This is a genomic window from Parasaccharibacter sp. TMW 2.1891 (assembly GCF_023337675.1).
Classification (GTDB): Bacteria; Pseudomonadota; Alphaproteobacteria; order Acetobacterales; family Acetobacteraceae; genus Bombella; species Bombella apis.
Genome location: NZ_QORT01000001.1, coordinates 315,251 through 332,772 on the forward strand (window position 1 = coordinate 315,251; position 17,522 = coordinate 332,772).

The 17,522-nt window shown below is 60.7% G+C and carries 15 protein-coding genes; 11 read left to right on the plus strand and 4 right to left on the minus strand.

Annotated features, from left to right (window positions below; all coding sequences use genetic code 11):
* Window positions 1-101: 101 nt before the first annotated feature.
* Entirely contained in the window at window positions 102-845 is a 744-nt protein-coding gene (locus DTJ15_RS01405; RefSeq protein WP_081562607.1) for an amino acid ABC transporter ATP-binding protein, read from the plus strand.
* Window positions 846-913: 68 nt separating this feature from the next.
* Window positions 914-2,434: an ABC transporter substrate-binding protein/permease gene (locus tag DTJ15_RS01410; protein ID WP_052349215.1), complete on the plus strand. Its 1,521-nt coding sequence runs from the start codon at window positions 914-916 to the stop codon at window positions 2,432-2,434.
* An 8-nt stretch (window positions 2,435-2,442) separates the two neighbouring features.
* On the opposite strand, the gene DTJ15_RS01415 is transcribed toward DTJ15_RS01410, so the two are convergent.
* From DTJ15_RS01415 to DTJ15_RS01425, 3 genes are all read right to left on the minus strand, one after another.
* Window positions 2,443-3,378 carry a hypothetical protein gene (locus DTJ15_RS01415; protein WP_249109252.1) on the minus strand — a complete coding sequence of 312 codons (936 nt, stop codon included), beginning with the start codon at window positions 3,376-3,378 and terminating at the stop codon, window positions 2,443-2,445.
* Window positions 3,375-4,658: an AAA family ATPase gene (locus DTJ15_RS01420; RefSeq protein ID WP_081563380.1), complete on the minus strand. Its 1,284-nt coding sequence runs from the start codon at window positions 4,656-4,658 to the stop codon at window positions 3,375-3,377. Before DTJ15_RS01420 ends, DTJ15_RS01415 begins: the two co-directional genes overlap by 4 nt.
* Window positions 4,659-4,741: 83 nt before the next feature.
* Window positions 4,742-5,332, minus strand: a complete 591-nt coding sequence (locus DTJ15_RS01425; RefSeq protein ID WP_249109253.1) for a hypothetical protein — start codon at window positions 5,330-5,332, stop codon at window positions 4,742-4,744.
* A gap of 252 nt (window positions 5,333-5,584) precedes the next feature.
* On the opposite strand from DTJ15_RS01425, the gene rimP reads away from it, so the two are divergent.
* The 9 genes from rimP (at window position 5,585) to DTJ15_RS01470 (ending at window position 16,678) form a co-directional block, all read left to right on the plus strand.
* The gene (rimP, locus tag DTJ15_RS01430) at window positions 5,585-6,172 is read left to right on the plus strand and encodes a ribosome maturation factor RimP (protein ID WP_081563379.1); all 588 of its coding nucleotides are present in this window, start codon (window positions 5,585-5,587) and stop codon (window positions 6,170-6,172) included.
* Window positions 6,173-6,206: 34 nt separating this feature from the next.
* Window positions 6,207-7,748: a transcription termination factor NusA gene (gene nusA, locus DTJ15_RS01435; RefSeq protein WP_043560987.1), complete on the plus strand. Its 1,542-nt coding sequence runs from the start codon at window positions 6,207-6,209 to the stop codon at window positions 7,746-7,748.
* A complete protein-coding gene (locus tag DTJ15_RS01440) occupies window positions 7,723-8,388 on the plus strand; it encodes a DUF448 domain-containing protein (protein WP_227449778.1) in 666 nt (221 codons plus the stop codon). The genes nusA and DTJ15_RS01440 overlap by 26 nt, the downstream gene beginning before the upstream one ends.
* Window positions 8,389-8,404: 16 nt before the next feature.
* Window positions 8,405-11,143, plus strand: coding sequence for a translation initiation factor IF-2 (infB, locus tag DTJ15_RS01445; RefSeq protein ID WP_154980974.1), 2,739 nt, complete (start codon window positions 8,405-8,407; stop codon window positions 11,141-11,143).
* Window positions 11,140-11,583: a 30S ribosome-binding factor RbfA gene (rbfA, locus tag DTJ15_RS01450; RefSeq protein WP_043560980.1), complete on the plus strand. Its 444-nt coding sequence runs from the start codon at window positions 11,140-11,142 to the stop codon at window positions 11,581-11,583. The genes infB and rbfA overlap by 4 nt, the downstream gene beginning before the upstream one ends.
* 18 nt (window positions 11,584-11,601) lie before the next feature.
* On the plus strand, window positions 11,602-12,576 hold the full coding sequence (gene truB, locus DTJ15_RS01455; protein ID WP_043560977.1) for a tRNA pseudouridine(55) synthase TruB: 975 nt from the start codon (window positions 11,602-11,604) through the stop codon (window positions 12,574-12,576).
* Window positions 12,560-12,829: a 30S ribosomal protein S15 gene (gene rpsO / locus DTJ15_RS01460; protein WP_043560974.1), complete on the plus strand. Its 270-nt coding sequence runs from the start codon at window positions 12,560-12,562 to the stop codon at window positions 12,827-12,829. Before truB ends, rpsO begins: the two co-directional genes overlap by 17 nt.
* Window positions 12,830-13,025: 196 nt before the next feature.
* The gene (gene pnp / locus DTJ15_RS01465; protein WP_081562601.1) at window positions 13,026-15,176 is read left to right on the plus strand and encodes a polyribonucleotide nucleotidyltransferase; all 2,151 of its coding nucleotides are present in this window, start codon (window positions 13,026-13,028) and stop codon (window positions 15,174-15,176) included.
* A 74-nt stretch (window positions 15,177-15,250) separates the two neighbouring features.
* On the plus strand, window positions 15,251-16,678 hold the full coding sequence (locus DTJ15_RS01470) for a nitronate monooxygenase family protein (RefSeq protein ID WP_043560968.1): 1,428 nt from the start codon (window positions 15,251-15,253) through the stop codon (window positions 16,676-16,678).
* 72 nt (window positions 16,679-16,750) lie between these two features.
* Here DTJ15_RS01470 and pdxH read toward each other — a convergent pair whose 3' ends face one another.
* Entirely contained in the window at window positions 16,751-17,434 is a 684-nt protein-coding gene (gene pdxH, locus DTJ15_RS01475) for a pyridoxamine 5'-phosphate oxidase (RefSeq protein WP_249109254.1), read from the minus strand.
* Window positions 17,435-17,522 lie beyond the last annotated feature (88 nt).

The window sequence follows — 17,522 nt, forward strand, 5'->3', positions numbered from 1 at the left end:
GCTTGAAGGGTGGTTATGGTTAAGAAAGCGCATGGTGAATGACTACAGGATGGTTGTCCATGTTGTAGCGTGCAGGAGGATGTTCGGAACTGACTGACTGGGTGCTGAAGGCGACCGGTATCGCCAAGTCTTTCGCCGGGAATGAAATTCTGCGGGGAATTTCTCTGGAAGTGGAACGTGGGGAGCTGATTTCCATCATCGGGCCGTCCGGCTGTGGGAAATCAACGTTCCTCCGCTGTCTCAATTTTCTGGAACATCCCGATGCCGGAGAGGTGCGGGTTGAGGATGTGACCGTGGCCAGTACGGGCTCATGGCGTCGTGCGGACGAGGTTCAGGCCCACCGTCTGCGGGGGCACGTGGGCATGGTCTTCCAGTCCTTCAACCTGTTTCCACATCGCACGGTGCTGGAGAACGTCATGCTGGCCCCCATGCAGGTCAAACGCATGAGTGAGACGCAGGCGAAGCATGTTGCCTGCGAACTGCTGGAGAAGGTTGGCCTTGCCGCCGTGAAGAACCGTTACCCGGACAGGCTCTCCGGTGGGCAGCAGCAGCGTGCGGCCATTGCCCGGGCTCTGGCGATGAAGCCTTCCGTCATGCTGTATGATGAGCCGACATCCGCTCTGGACCCGGAACTTTCCGAAGAGGTGCTGTCCGTCATGCGGGCGCTGGATGCGGAGGGTATGACCCAGCTCGTCGTGACGCACGACATGCGTTTCGCCCGGGCGGCCTCGGACCGTGTGCTGTTCATGGAAGCTGGACAGATTGTGGAAAGTGGCGACCCCGATGTGATGTTCGCCAACCCGCGTGAGGCAGGAACCCGGCGTTTCCTGCGGACACTCCTTTGATGAATGGGGGCACGGTGATGAAGCGTGTGATGTTTGCGCTGGCTCTGGCCCTGTTCGGGCTGTGGGGTATGGCAGGTCTGTCCGCTCCTGCCTGGGCTGAAGGCGGTACTCCAGCAGTAGCTTCCCTGCGGGTTCCCGGTGCTACGGATGACAGGGACCTTCCCTGGGCGTCGGACGGAGAGGCCAACGTGCCTTACGTCTTTCACGATCCAGCCCATGAAGGGCGGATGACAGGTTTTGAATATGACCTGATGCAGACCATCAGCGCCCGGATGGGACGGCATGGGCGTTTCGTACAGAATGGCTGGGACGGGCTGATCCCCGGCCTCTCACGGGACCTGTATGCCCTGGTCATTGATGGTATCGAGATGACGCCGGAGCATAAGGCTGCCGTGCTTTTTTCCCGGCCCTATTATGTGACGGTGGATCGGATTGTCCTGCGGAATGATGAAAAAGGGCTGGACACGCTTGATGCCCTGAAAGGCCATGTGGTCGGGACCATCAAGAGCACGGCTGCCGAGCGTCTTCTGCTGGATCACGATCCGGCCAATGTGCGCTCTTATGATGAAGAGACAAATCTGTTTTCTGACCTGAAGAACGGACGTCTTGATGCCATTCTGATTGATGAGCCTATTGCCCTTTATTACCGGTCGGATGATCTGAAGCTCGTTGGGCCGCCGATCGGTCGTGTGGCTTATGGAATTGCCTTCCCCAAGAACAATCCCGGCCTGCGTGATGCTGTGGATTCCGTTCTGGGTGATCTCATGAGCGATGGCACCCTGCATCAGATTCTGGCCCGCTGGAATCTCTGGACGCCGCAGATGGCCGATTACACGGGGGATCAGACTCTCTCAACAGTCCAGCCAACGGCCTGGGTGGATTACCGCCAGACGATGGAGCGGATGTCCGGCAGCAGTGTGCAGGCCATGGTCCACCGTTATGTCAGTTTTCTGCCTCTGATAGGCAGCGGGGCGTTGATGACGCTGGGCGTGTCGGCTCTGGCGATGGTGCTTGCCGTGGCGATGGGGCTGGTTCTGGCTCTGGCCCGGGCCTACGGGGTGGCACCGTTACGCTGGCTGGCCGGGCTGTATGTGGAGATCGTGCGGGGCACGCCGTTGCTGATACAGGTGCTGTTCATTTTCTATGGACTGCCTGCTTTTGGTCTGCGTCTGTCGCCTTTTGCGGCGGGCGTGCTGTCGCTGGGGCTGAATTATGCGGCCTATGAGGCGGAAAATTACCGGGCGGGGCTGCTTTCTGTTCCCCGTGGACAGATGGAAGCGGCCATCGCCCTGAACATGACCCACATGCAGGCCCTCCGGCTCGTGATCGTTCCGCAGGCCTTCCGCACGGTCGTACCCGTCATGACGAACGATTTCATTGCCCTGCTCAAGGACAGTTCCCTCGTTTCCGTCATCACGCTGACAGAGCTGAGCCAGACCTATATCCGTCTCTCGTCAACCTATTATGACTATATCGGCACGGGGCTCATGGTCGGTCTGGCCTATCTTCTGGTTGGCCTGCCTTTTGTGCGCCTCGCCCGCATGGCGGAGAAGCGCATGGGGCGCGTCGTCGCCAAGGGGCATCACTGAAGGCCCCATCAGGGGATCAGCGGGTCCGGTGGCGGGGTGTGACCCTGCAACTGGTTCCCGAACCCCAGCTGCAGGGCCTTTTGCCACTCCAGCGCCCAGCTGCGCATCCTGGTCAGGAATGTTCTGGCCTCGGGGTAGGGTGACAGCGCATCCCTGGACCAGACGGGAATGGGGGCAAGCAGCTGGTGGGTCTGCTGGTCCAGTGGTGGAATCAGCGTGTCCACAAGGCCAACCTGGGCCTGACCATCCGTCGTGGTAGCGACGTGTCGCCATTGGACAGCCAGAAACAGGGGGGGGATGGGCGTGACGCCGAGGGCCTGCAAGCGGGCGATGGACTGGTTGATGAGTGGATTGGTGCTGACATCATTGCCCTGTATCACCACAGTACCAGAGCCGATGCAGTCTTCTCCTGCTGGAGAGACCGGCAGGCTGTGATTGAGGAAGTTGCGGTCATCATGGCAGATGCCCGTCACGTTCCCAGCCCGGTCCAGAGCAATGGGCTGCTGGGTTGCCTGGGCGATGATGAGGCCGGTAATGGCCCCCTGATGTGTACGGACAAGAGCCAGAAAAGAGAGGGGGGACTCGTTGCTGATCTGGGCGGAGAGAATGGGGTGCCACTCTCCTTTGGGTAGAGGAATGGTATGGCCACCCAGGATAACACGATCCCGTACAATCTCAGACATGCTGGGATATTGCAGATGCACCGGCATCGGCCCGGAGGGTGCATTGTCAGCATCGCCCGGGCCGCCGTCTGCATGAGCTGAATCGCGAGGAGCGTGCGTTGCTGCCGGCGCCATGCCGGGGAGCCAGGGAGCCTGTTTTTTCAGCCAGGGGGTTGGGAAAAAGGCTGCCATCACCAGCCCGCCAAGCCCGATCATGAAGGAGAGGCGCCACAGGGGGGCCTGCTTCCAGAGGGAGATGCAGGTACGGAGGAGATGCTTCACAGGCTGGCCTTGTTCATTCTTTCCTGAGGCTCTTCGCTTGTTTCAGCCCGGATGCGTCCTTCTCCTTCCATGACGAGGTGGACATGGGTGCGGCCCTGCTGGCGGGCCGTGATGAGGCTGTCGCTGATCATGTCTTCAATGGACCGGAGAATATCCCGGGCACTGGCCATGCTGCCCAGTTTCTGCTGGCGCTGAAGGATTTCGAAGAGAAGGGCAGGGTCGATGCCACCGGCTTCAACATTCAGCCCGTAGCCACGGATCATCTGCTCGATTTCCAGAGCAGCCACACGGGCGAGGTCCAGCCCCCGCAGCGCACGGAACACGAAGATGCGGTCCAGCCTGTTCAGGACCTCCGGCGCAAACCCGGCCCGACGCAGGGCTTCGGTCGATTCGGCCCGCATTTTCTCGGGCTCGTCAGCCAGCCTGTCCGCAATGGCGCTGAGAGCATCCGTGGCAATGTTGGATGTCAGAACAAAGATGGCCCGTGTGGTTGGTACCAGCTCGTTGGTGGAGGCTTCCGTTACATGGCCGTCATTCCAGGCCGTAAGGAATTTCTTGAAGACGTCCGGGTGGGCCTTTTCGATCTCATCCAGCAGGACGACGGCATCGGGATTTTCCTTCAGGCCACCTGTCAGCCGCCCGAACGTGTCAGACCCAACATAGCCTTTGGGAGAGCCGAAAAGCTGTGTGGCAGCATGCGGGCTGGACATCTGGGTCATGTCGAAATGCAGCAGCGGGCGTTCCGTCTGGTTGGCAATCTGCTTGGCCAGATAGGTCTTGCCGGTACCGGGCGGCCCAGCAAGGAGGAAGACCCCGACGGGACGGTCACGGTTCTGGAGAGCCAGCCGGCGGCGCAGCTGCTGGGCAATATCCTCGCAGACCTGGTCCTGCCCGATGACACGGGCACGCAGGGCGGCGGCCAGCTCTTCAGCATTGATGGCACTCTCACGCTGCTGGCGTGCCAGCATTTCCTCCAGAGCGGTGCGGTTGGTCAGACGGCTGAGAACATCCATGAGAAGACTCTTTCTGTGGCGCAGGCCACGGCGGGCCAGACGGTCGGACGAGAGACAGTAGAACACCCCGGCAAGAGAGAGGGCAAGCCCGGCGATCCCGGCGGGAAGATAGCCGGGGCGGGCCCAGTTGGCAGCAACGAGCAGCGCATGCAGCAGCGCCGTGGGGGAGAGATGGACCATGAGAGCCAGCTGGACAGCCGCCAGTATCAGGAAGGCCGCCATCATCAGGGGCATCATGCGGGAGAGCCAGGGGATCAGGGATTTCATCATGGGCTTCTGCATCCTGCCAGGAGGGGAACCCCCTGTTTTCACTGGCAGGCCGGGATGGGGTCAAGTCCTTTTCCTGACAGCTACTGGACAACCACCGGGATGGCGAAGGAAGGGCTGGCAGGGGTAAGGGGAGGCAGGATCACGACATTATGGAACATGTCCAGCGTTGCAATGGATACGGGGCCCATGCCTGCTGGACTGGTGCGTGTCAGTGTGACGATGCCTTCCCGGGCGATGGGGAGCAGCACGGCCTGTGCTCTGGGGCCGAGGATGATCTGCTGGCTGATGCCACTGCTGCTTACGGTCAGCATCTGTCCCGCATGGCCTGCCGCATCGGCCAGGGGGAGGGCTGCCAGCCGGATGCGGTTGTCCTTGAGTGCGGCCAGAAGGGCAGGTTTCTGCTGGGCAGGGATTGTGCTGCGGGCAATGGCCCGGGCTGCATCATCTGGGGGAAGCATGGAGAGCGGGAGTGAGCCTGCCGCCATGGGAATGGCCTGTTCCGCCGCCTGGGGTTGTGGTGTTTGCTGGGCGGCATCGTGCGGAGATGGCTGGCCATGCCATGCCAGAAGGGCGCCCCCCAGTCCCACAACGGCCGCAACCACGGCCACGGGGCGCCAGAGAGGCTGTTTCTGTGGTTCGGGAGAGGGGGAGGGCTGGTTCATGGCTGTCATTTCGTATCACCATATACCATAAGGGCAGGAAGGCAGAATGGCGTTTCTTTCATCTTTTCCCTGTCGAGCAGTTGCGGGCGGGAAGTGCTTGCATTGGGTGTGGCTCTGTCGTATCAGGGAGATGTTTTCACTTTCCGCTCTTTTGGGGGGTGGCCCTGACGGGCCGCCTTTTTTGTTTTGGATCATTTTTCCACATCGTCGGACCAGTCCGGTCCATCCGCTCCGTTTCATGAGGGTGAAAGCTCCCATGGTATCCGCCGTCTGAGCGGGCTGGAAGCACGCATTGCGGACAGGATTGCCCCGACTCTGGCCGACATGGGGTACGAGCTGGTACGCCTCTCGGTTCTCGGGCATGAGACACCGACCGTCCAGGTCATGGCCGACCGTGCCGATGGCTCGCTCATCAGTGTTGATGACTGCGAGCAGATCAGCCACGCAGTGGGCGCTGTGCTGGATGTGGATGACCCGATACCAGGGGCATGGATGCTGGAGGTTTCCTCTGCCGGGATCGACCGTCCGTTGACCCGGGCGAAGGACTGGGAACGTTTTGCCGGGCATCTGGCCAAGGTGGAGCTGGAGGTTCCGCTGGATGGTCGCAAGCGTTTTGCCGGTATTGTCCTTGGCGAGCGTGACGGGCTTGGCCTGCTTCGTCTGGATGACGGGCAGGAAGTGGCCCTGCCGCTGGATGACATGCGCAAGGCACGGCTGGTCCTGACGGATGAGCTGATTGAGGCAAGTGCTGCGCTGGCAGGCGTGGCGCAGGAAGACGAAGCCGAGGCCGATGGCAGGACCCGCCGGGCGCCAAAGCTGAAACCCAAAAAGCCGGGGAAGAAAAACTGATGACCCGTCTTATGCTGGTTGGAGGTCCGATCTGATGGACACATCTGTTACCCGTCCTGAGCTGCTTCTGGTCGCTGATGCGGTCTCAAGGGAAAAGAATATTGATCGTGAGCAGGTGCTCGAAGCCATGGAGCAGGCCATCCAGAAGGCTGGCCGTGCGAAATATGGGCATGAGAAGGACATCCGTGCCACGATCGACCGCAAGACGGGAGAGGTCCGGCTGAGCCGCTGGACGGAAGCCGTCGAGGTTGTGGAAAATGAGGATGCCCAGATTCCCCTGAAGATCGCCCGGAAATTCCGGCCTGAGATCCAGGAAGGTGAGTTTATCGTCGATCCTCTGCCGCCGATCGATTTCGGCCGTATTGCGGCGCAGACAGCCAAACAGGTGATCGTCCAGCGTGTGCGTGAGTATGAGCGCAAACGCCAGTATGACGAGTTCAAGGACCGTGTGGGTGAGATCATCAACGGGACGCTCAAGCAGACCGAATACGGCAACCTTATGGTGGAGCTGGGCGGTCAGGCCGAAGGGCTGCTGCGTCGTGATGAAATGATCCCCCGTGAGGAGTTCCGCAACTCCGACCGCATTCGCGCCTACATTTACGATGTGCGTGACGAGCCCCGCGGGCCGCAGATTTTCCTCTCCCGTACCCATCCGGGCTTCCTGGCCAAACTGTTTGCACAGGAAGTGCCGGAAATCTATGACGGGATCATCGAGATCAAGGCCGTGGCCCGTGATCCGGGTTCCCGTGCCAAGATGGCTGTCGAGTCCCGTGATGCCTCCATCGATCCGGTCGGTGCCTGCGTGGGTATGCGTGGGTCCCGTGTGCAGGCTGTTGTGGCGGAACTTCAGGGGGAGAAGATCGACATCATCCCCTGGAGTCCCCATGCGGCTACCTTCGTGGTGAATGCCCTGGCGCCTGCTGAGGTGACCAAGGTGGTGATGGATGAGGATGCCGGCCGGGTCGAGGTCGTGGTGCCGGATGAGCAGCTCTCACTGGCCATTGGTCGGCGTGGGCAGAATGTTCGCCTTGCCAGCCAGCTGACCCGCTGGGACATCGACATCCTGACCGAAGCTGAGGAATCGGAACGCCGTCAGGAAGAGTTCCGCAAGCGGACCAGCCAGTTCGTCAATGAGCTGGATGTGGACGACGTCATTGCTGGACTGCTGGTAACCGAGGGCTATCATACCATCGAGGACCTGGCCTATGCCGACCCGGCAGAGCTGCACGACATTGAAGGTTTCGATGAGGCAGTGGCCGAAGAGCTGATGAACCGTGCCAACAATTATCTGGCCAGTCGTGAGCAGGCGCTGGATGAGCGGCGTCGTGAGCTGGGTGTCAGTGATGATCTGGTCAATCTTGGTGTCTTCTCCCTCCAGGTTCTGGTTGAACTCGGGGAGAAGGGGATCAGGACGCTGGATGACCTGGCCGACCTCGCTGCCGATGAGCTGATCGAGCTTCTGGGTGGTGATGAGCCACTTGAGGAAGCCGAGGCCAATGAGATCATCATGGCCGCTCGTGCCCACTGGTTTGAGGGTGACGAGGGAGCTGGTGAAGGAGACTCGGGTCACGACTGAGGATCATATCCCCGATGTGGATGATGGCCCGTCCGGGCGGGGGCGTCGTGCCTCATCCCGGCGGCGCTGTCTGATCAGCCGCACACATGGTGAGCCGTGTCACATGATACGGTTTGTCGTCGGGCCCGATGGCCAGATCGTGGCGGACCTTGCCGCCCGGCTGCCCGGGCGTGGCATGTGGGTGCAGGCGGACAGGGCTGTTCTGGAAGATGGACAGCTGGCTCGGGCCTTCTCCCGGGCGGCGCGGCAGAAGGTGGACGTGCCTGTGGGGCTTGTGGAGTCTCTCAGGGATGGTTTGGCAAAGCGCCTTCTGGATGGTATCAGTCTGGGCCGACGCGCTGGTGAGGCGGTCTGTGGGTTCCAGAAGTGTCGGGAACGGATCGTTGCTGGCAGAGTCGGGGTTGTCATTTGTGCAGCAGGTGCGAGCCAGGATGAGGTGGCCCGTCTGCTGTCAGGCCAGCGGGAGCTGCCGGTGGTCTGGGTGCCGGGGGATATCCTGGCAGCGTCCTTCGGGAGGGAGCGTGCGGTTTATGCCGTGATGGCTCCTGGCGCTCTGGCAGAGCGGCTGAAGGCAGAATATAAGAGATTTGCGGGGGTGGCCGAAGGCACGCTCCCGGGCCCTGATACGGTAGGGCAGTAAGGAACAGGCAGAAATTATGAGCGACGGCAACGAGCGCAACCAGAACGGAACTCCAAAGGGGACCACCCCAAAAGAAGGGCAGGGCAAGAGCTCCGGCCGCCTGTCCCTGCGTCCGGCAGGACGCAAGGACGTGGGGCGGACCGTAGAGGCTGGCTCTGTAAGACAGAGCTTCAGCCATGGGCGCTCCAAGGAGGTCCGGGTTGAAGTGCGCAAGCCCAAGAGAAGCGGGGCCGCAGGGGGGCGTGGCGGTCGTGCCACGGCTGGTGTCCGTGGCCTGACGGCTTCCGAGCAGGAAAAGCGCCAGCGCGTTCTGGCTGAGGCCGCCGCAGAGGCTGCCCGGCGTGAGGCAGAAGAGGAAGCCCGCCGGGAAGCCGAGAAGATCCGTATCCGTTCCGCTGCTGAGGAAGAGGCCCGGCAGAAGGCTGAGGCCGAAAGCCGTCGTGCCCAGGAAGAGGAAGAGGCCCGGAGCCGTGCGGCCGAGGAAGAAGTTCGCAAGAAGGCCGAAGTTGCAGCCCGTCGCCAGGAAGCTGAACGGAAGGTGCCGCCGCCGCTGACGGGTTCCACGACCGGGGGTGTGCAGCTGGCCGAGCCGACCAAGCGTCTGCGTCCGCTGGCCGAGCGGGCCATCATGCCGAGCCGCCCGCTGAATACGGCGGCGTCTTCACGGGCTTCTTCAGCCCGTTCCAGCAATGACGCCAGCGAGACGCTGCACCTGCGGGGACGCACTGGGGCCGTGGGAGGTGCCGATGACGAGGGAGCAGGGCCTTCCCGTCGTGGCGGTGCCGGTGGCGCCCGGCGTTCTTCTCCGTCGTCCCGCCGTTCTTCGCCCCGCCGCAGCGGGGGTGGTGGTCAGGACCGTCGGTCAGGCCGTATTGACGTCCGTGCCGCCATTGAAGGTGATGACGGCAAGACCCGTTCGCTGGCTTCCGTCCGGCGTCAGCGTGACCGCGAGCGCCGTCAGGCCGAGCTGGAGCGCCTGCGTTCCGATCAGGTTCGTGTCGTGCGTGACGTGACCGTGCCGGAAACCATCACCGTGGGTGAACTGGCCAACCGTATGGCTGCCCGTCAGGGCGAGGTCATCAAGATGCTGATGAAGATGGGCGTCATGGCAACGGCTGCCCAGAGCATCGATGGTGATACGGCCGAGCTTGTCGTGAGTGAATTCGGCCATCGCATCAAGCGTGTGGCAGACAGTGACGTTGAGCTGGGCATCGAGGGCATTGAGGACAAGCCGGAGGACATGAAGCCCCGTCCGCCGGTCGTGACGGTGATGGGCCATGTAGACCATGGCAAGACCTCCCTGCTGGATGCCCTGCGCACGACAGACGTGGCTCATGGCGAGGCTGGTGGGATCACCCAGCATATCGGTGCCTATCAGGTAACCGTGGCTTCCGGTCAGAAGGTAACCTTCATCGATACACCGGGCCATGAAGCCTTCACCTCCATGCGTGCCCGTGGCGCTTCCGTGACGGACATTGTCGTTCTGGTGGTGGCTGCTGATGATGGTGTGATGCCGCAGACGATTGAGGCCATCAAACATGCCAAGGCTGCCAATGCGCCGATCATCGTGGCCATCAACAAGATGGACAAGCCTGGCGCCAATCCGGACCGTGTCCGCAATGAGCTGCTGAACCATGAGATCGTGGTGGAGAGCATGGGTGGCGACACGCAGGAGGTGGAGGTCTCCGCCCTCAAGCGTGATGGTCTTGACCGTCTGCTGGAAGCCATCCTGCTTCAGGCCGAGATTCTTGACCTGAAGGCGAATCCGAACCGGATTGCCGAGGGTGCCGTCATCGAGAGCCGCCTGGATCGTGGCCGTGGTTCCGTGGCAACGGTGCTGGTCCAGAAAGGGACGCTCAACCGGACGGACATCGTGGTGGCCGGAGCCCATTGGGGTCGTGTCCGTGCGCTGCTTGATGATCATGGCAAGCAGATCAAGAAGGCTGGACCGTCCGTGCCGGTCGAGATTCTGGGCATGAGCGGGGTGCCGGATGCCGGTGCGCCGTTTGTGGTTGTCGATAGCGAGAACCGTGCCCGTGAGATCAGCGAGTTCCGCCAGCGCAAGGCCCGGGAGAAGGCCACCGCCATGCAGGTTGCTGCCCGTGGTACGCTGGACCAGATGCTGGCCCGCATCCAGGCTGGTGAGCAGAAGGAAGTGGCCCTGATCGTCAAGGCGGACGTGCAGGGTTCTGCCGAAGCCATTCAGGCAACGGTGGAGAAGCTCTCCCATGAGGAAGTGGCCGTACGGGTGCTGAATGCCAGCGTTGGTCAGATCACCGAAAGTGACGTGCAGCTGGCCAAGGCGTCCAATGCTGTCATCATTGCTTTCAATGTGCGGGCTACCGTTCAGGCCCGTGAGCTGGCCCAGCGTGATGGTGTGGACATCCGCTACTATTCCATCATCTATCAGGTCTCTGATGATGTGGAGAAGCTGGTCAAAGGACGTATCGCACCGAAGCATCGGGAGAAGTTCCTTGGTTATGCAGAGATCCGTCAGGTCTTCAACATTACCAAGGTCGGCAAGGTTGCCGGGTGCTACGTCACCGAGGGTGTCGTCAAACGTGGCTGTGGCGTACGCCTGCTGCGTGACAACGTCGTCATTCATGAGGGTGAGCTGAGCCAGCTGAAACGCTTCAAGGATGATGTCCGTGAAGTGGCTCATAATTATGAGTGCGGCCTTTCTTTCGCCGGTTACAACGACCTGCGGGAAGGTGATGTGGTTGAATGCTATGAGATGGAAGAGATCCCGGCTTGAAGACGCGGCCTTCCTTTGACCTCCTCGGGCCGGCGGGTGAAAGCGCCGTCGGCCCAAGCACCCGCCAGCTGCGTGTAGCTGAAGAGGTCCGCCATGTTCTCGCAGAACTGTTTGCCAGAACGGAGTTCCGCGACCCGGAACTCTATGGTGTGACCATCACGGTAACGGAGGTCCGTATTTCACCGGACCTGCGCCATGCAACGGTGTTCGTCACACGTCTGGGGCGAGATGATGTTGAGGCTGTCCTGCCAGCTCTGAAGCGTGTGGCCTCTTTCCTGCGGAAACGTCTTTCCACGGCCCTGCGTCTGAGGACAGTGCCGGAGCTGCATTTTCAGCCTGATACGTCTCTGGAGCATGCGATGGAAGTGGAGAGCATCCTGCGCTCGCCAGAGGTCCAGCGGGACTTGCACCGTGACCAGGCTTTGGATGATGAAGACTGAGGCCGGGCCAGAATACTGATGGCACGCAAGAGAGGCAGGGACATTCATGGCTGGCTGATTCTGGACAAGCCATTGGGGCCGAGTTCCACAACGATGGTCAACCGGCTGCTGCGTTTTTTTGATGGACGCAAGGCCGGCCACGGCGGGACTCTGGATCCTCTGGCGTCAGGTGTTCTGCCGATCGCCTTTGGCAAGGCAACCAGCACCATTCCGTACATCATGGATGCAACCAAACGGTATCGGTTTACCCTCTCTTTTGGTGAAAGCCGGACGACGGATGACCGGGAGGGTGATGTTCTTGCAACGTCCGATGTCCGGCCATCGGATGAAGATATCAGGGCTGTATTGCCTTCGCTTTGCGGGGATGTGATGCAGGTGCCTCCAGTTTTTTCGGCTCTTCGTGTCGGTGGGCAGCGGGCTTACGATCTGGCCCGGGCGGGGCGTCCGCCGGAACTTCCCCCCCGTCCTGCTCGAATCGATTCGATTACTCTCGTGGACCGCCCCGATGCCGATACGGCCGTTTTTGACGTCCAGTCAGGCAAGGGGGTTTATATGCGGTCGCTTGCGCGGGATATTGCTCTGGCCTGTGGTACTGTGGGGCATATCTCTGTTCTGCGGCGCACAAAATGCGGGCCGTTTGATCTTTCCCATGCTTGTTCAGCAGAACAGTTAGGGCTGGACAAAACGGACGAAACTAGAGACAAGGCATGTGTTCTTCCGGTTCCTCTGCTGGAGGCGGCGACCGCGCTGGTCGACATCCCGGCGCTGGCCGTCACGAAAGCGGAAGGAAAATCCCTGATCTGTGGGCAGGCTGTCACGCTGGCCCATCTTGAGGGGGGCGTGCCTGATGGGGTGGAGACTGTTCCACTCTGGCGGGTCATGATCGGGGAGCATGTCATCGGGCTGTGCCGGGTTGCCGAAGGGCGGTTGCGGGCAGTCAGAATGTTGGAAAATCATTTGTTTTTTGGAGAACAGGATGTCGATTACAGCTGAACGTCGCAGCCAGCTTATCGCTGAATACCGTCGTGCCGAAGGTGATACGGGCTCCCCGGAAGTGCAGGTCGCCCTGCTGACCGAGCGCATCGTGAACCTGACCGAGCACATGAAGAGCCACAACAAGGACTTCCACTCCCGTCGTGGTCTGCTGATGCTGGTCGGTCGCCGTCGTGCGCTGCTGGATTATCTGAAGCGCAAGAGCGAAGAGCGCTACAAGACTCTGATCGAACGTCTCGGCCTGCGCCGCTGATTTTCGACCTTTCTCCGGGGGAGAGGTCTCCCCCGGATTTGGGCCCGGGTTGAGCTGCCAGAAAACGCTTTTCCGGCGTTTCAGGCCACATGGTGTCATGACGCGTCTGGTGCGTCATCCTCGCCATGCCGTCCGAAACGCTGTTTGTAGTCTGGTACCGGTCGGGCCGTGATTATTGCTTCCGGAGGAAGACAGAATGTTTGACAATTATTTCCGCAAAGAAATTGAATGGGCCGGCCGTCCGCTGGTGCTTGAGACGGGCAAGATTGCCCGTCAGGCTGATGGGGCCGTTGTGGTCACCTATGGTGATACGGTCGTGCTCTGTACTGCCGTTGGTGCCAAGACTGTGAAGCCGGGGCAGGATTTCTTTCCGCTGACCGTGAACTATCAGGAGAAGGCCTACGCTGCAGGCAAGATTCCCGGCGGGTTCTTCAAGCGGGAAGGCCGTCCGTCCGAGCATGAGGTGCTGTCCTCCCGTCTGATCGACCGGCCGATCCGTCCGCTTTTCCCGGACAATTTCCGGAACGAGGTTCAGGTCGTTGCCACGGTCCTCAGCCATGACATGGAAAATGATCCGGCCTTGGTGGCTCTGATTGGCTGTTCCGCAGCGCTGACACTGTCCGGTATTCCCTTCTTCGGTCCGGTTGGGGCTGCCCGTATCGGTCACATTGATGGCAAGTTTGTTGTCAATCCGACCCTCAGCCAGGTGAAGGACAGTGCGCTGGACCTCGTGGTGGCCGGTACGTCCGAGGGTGTGCTGATGGTTGAGTCCGAGGCGCAGGAGCTCTCCGAGGATGAGATGCTCGAGGCTGTCATGCTGGGTCATACGGCTTTCCAGCCGGTGATTGATGCGATCATCGACCTCGCAGAATCGGCTGCCCGTGCCCCGTGGGACCTGCCGGAGGTCTCCAAGGAAGAGGTCGCCCTGCGCAAGCGTGTGGACAAGGTGGGCAACAAGCTGATTGCCGAGGCCTACAAGGAACGCCACAAGCAGGCCCGCGTGGAGAAGGTCGCCGCAGCTCGCGAGAAGATCGTGGCCACCCTTGAGGAGGAAGGCTTTGATGCCGAGCTGGCCAAGCCGATGATCAAGGATCTGGAGGCACAGGTTGTCCGTGGCACCATCCTGAAAACGGGCATCCGCATCGATGGCCGTGACACGAAGACGGTGCGTCCCATCATGGCTGAGGTTGGTGTGCTGCCCCGCTCTCATGGGTCTGCCCTTTTTACCCGTGGCGAGACGCAGGCGCTGGTTGTCGCCACCTTGGGGACAGGTCAGGATGAGCAGGTGATTGATGCGCTGGAGGGGGAATACCGGTCCCGCTTCATGCTGCATTACAACTTCCCGCCGTTCTCCGTTGGTGAGTGTGGCCGCATGGGGTCTCCGGGCCGTCGTGAGATCGGACATGGCAAGCTGGCATGGCGTGCCATCAATCCGCTCCTGCCGTCCAAGGAAGATTTTCCGTATACGCTGCGTGTCGTTTCCGAAATTACGGAAAGCAACGGCTCTTCCTCCATGGCTACGGTTTGTGGAACGTCCCTGTCCCTGATGGATGCCGGCGTACCCATGCCGCGCCCGGTGGCTGGCATTGCCATGGGCCTTATCAAGGAAGAGCGTGGCCATGCTGTCCTGACAGATATTCTTGGGGATGAGGATCACCTTGGGGATATGGACTTCAAGGTTGCTGGTACGTCCGAGGGTGTGACCGCTCTCCAGATGGACATCAAGATCACTTCCATCACGCCGGAAATCATGAAGGTGGCGCTGGAGCAGGCCCGTGAAGGCCGTCTGCACATTCTTGGTGAAATGAGCAAGGCCCTCTCCGAGGGACGCTCCGACGTGGCTGGCAATGCACCGAAGATCACGACCATGACCGTTCCTGTTGCGAAGATCCGTGATGTGATCGGATCGGGCGGCAAGGTCATTCGTGAGATTTGTGAGTATTCTGGCGCCAAGGTTGATATCGGGGATGACGGCGTCATCAAGATTGCTGCCGCCAGTGATGAGCAGGCCCAGAAGGCCATCAGCCGCATTGAGGGCATCGTGGCGGAACCGGAGATGGGACGCATCTACGACGGGAAGGTTGTCAAGACGGCCGACTTCGGTGCGTTCGTGAACTTCCTTGGCCCCAAGGATGGTCTGGTTCATATTTCCGAACTGACGGATGGGCGGGTCGCCAAGACAACGGATGTTGTCAAGCAGGGTGATGCCGTCAAGGTCAAGGTCATTGGTTTTGATGATCGTGGCAAGGTGAAGCTTTCCATGCGTGTCGTGGACCAGGAGACTGGTGCGGACATTACGGAGAGCGTTGGCGCAAAGCCGGGTCGCCCTCGTCGTGATGCGGAGTAAGGATGTGTGAGGGGAGCCCAGGCTCCCTTTGCATGAGTAGTTTTGTGATTGAGTAGTGGGGACATCTGGCCTCTATGAAGTCGATCAATGCCGTCCGTTTTGGTGGTCAGGAGGTTCTGCCCCTGGTCGAAGGGGGCAAAGGTGTTTCTGTCTCCAATGGTGTGTCTGCGGGTCATTGGGCTGCGGCAGGTGGGGTCGGAACGCTCTCTGCTGTCAATGCGGACAGTTATGACGAGCAGGGCAATCCTGTTCCGCAGGTCTATCATGGCCGGACACGCCGGGAGCGGCAGGCCGAGCTGGTGCGCTATGCCATAGAAGGGGGTATCGCACAGGCACGGATAGCCCGGGACATTTCCGGTGGCCGTGGCCGTGTTCATGCCAATTTCATGTGGGAAATGGGCGCCGCCGAGGAAGTCATCACCGGGATACTGGAAGGTGCTCCCGGGTTGATCCAGGGGCTGACCTGTGGCGCAGGGATGCCCTACCGGCTGGCTGAAATTGCGGCGCAGTTCGGGATACATTACTACCCGATCGTCTCATCCGGCCGTGCATTCAGTGCGCTCTGGAAGCGTTCCTATGTGCGTTTTTCCGAGCTGCTGGGCGGTGTTGTCTATGAGGACCCCTGGCGGGCCGGCGGACATAATGGCCTCTCGAATACGGAAAACCCTCTGAAACCGGAGGAGCCCTACCACCGTGTGGCAGCCCTGCGGAAGGTCATGAATGGTTTTGGCCTTCAGCATGTGCCCATCATCATGGCTGGTGGTGTCTGGCATCTGGAAGAGTGGAGTGACTGGCTGGACAATCCCGAGATCGGGCTGATTGCCTTCCAGTTCGGTACCCGCCCCTTGTTGACGCAGGAAAGCCCTGTCCCGGATGCGTGGAAGCAGCTGCTGCTGACGCTGAAGGAGGGTGATGTCTATCTGAACCGTTTCTCTCCGACGGGTTTTTATTCATCGGCCGTGAAAAATGGTTTCCTGCGGGAGCTGTATGAGCGGTCCGAGCGACAGATTGCTTTCCGTGCGGCAGCAGAGGCCGAGTTTGATACGCCCATCTGTCTGGGCGGGCGAGGACGGGAGGTTTTTGTCCGGGCTGATGATGCCGAGAAGGTGAATCGCTGGAAGGCCGCCGGGTATACCCAGCCCATGCGGACGCCGGATGATACTGTGGTATTCGAGACGCTGGAGACGGCCCGGCAGGTTCTGGCTGATCAGGCGGCCTGCATGGGGTGCCTTTCCCAGTGCCGTTTCTCCAACTGGAGCCAGAAGGGCCCGACCTTCAGCACAGGCCAGCGGGCGGATCCCCGTTCTTTCTGTATTCAGAAGACCCTTCAGACGATCTCCCATTTGCAGGATGTCTCGCCAGAGGAGCAGAAAAAGATCGTGGACCACAATCTGGTCTTCGGTGGAACGAATGCGTGGCGCTTTGCCACAGACCCGTTCTACGCCAACGGGCATATTCCGACCGTCAAGGAGCTGGTCGATCGCATCATGACAGGGCGGTAAAACAGCCTCTGCCAGTCATGGACCATGGGAAGGTGCGGGTTTTTGGGCCCGCACCTTTTTTTGTGCCTGCTCTCACGGAAAAAGACGCTGTGTTGTCCAGTGCTGGCCATCCTGTGTACGGGTGAAGAGTACCCGGTCATGGAGGCGGAATGGCTTGTCCATCCAGAACTCCATGGAGGCCGGGGTGACGTGATAGCCATTCCAGTATGGAGGCCGGGGGATGGGCCCGATGGCGAAACGGGCAGTTTCTTTTGTCACGGCCTTCCAGAGGGCTGTGCGGCTGGCGATGGGGCGGGACTGCTGGCTGGCCCAGGCGCCGATGCGGCTCGCCCGGGGGCGGGAGTCGAAATAGGCGTCCGCATCTACGGCAGGAAGGCGTGAGACCCGGCCCCGGATGCGGACCTGTCGGCGCAGGCTCTTCCAGTGGAAGAGCAGGGCCGCCTGCATGTTGCCTTCCAGTTCCCGTCCTTTGGCAGATTCGCTGTTCGTGTAGAAGATGAAACCTGTCTCATCAACGCCTTTCAGCAGCACCATGCGTGCATCGGGCAGGCCATGTTCATCAACCGTCGCCAGAGCCATTGCATTGGGGTCATTGGGTTCCTTCGTGCCGGCCAGCGTCAGCCATTCATGAAAAAGCAGGAAAGGGTCTTCTCCGGTGATGGTCTGCTCATCATCCTGAAAGGCTGCCTCAATGGAGTCATCGGGGGTCTTGTGGGGCGTATCGTTCATGGTGGCGTGTCCTGTCACTGTAGCCATGTTGGCCCACCATCATGGGAGGGGCTGGGGGGGAATGTCCATAGGGGCTTGGCTGGGTATGGTGTGCATCCCATATGAGGGAGAGAGG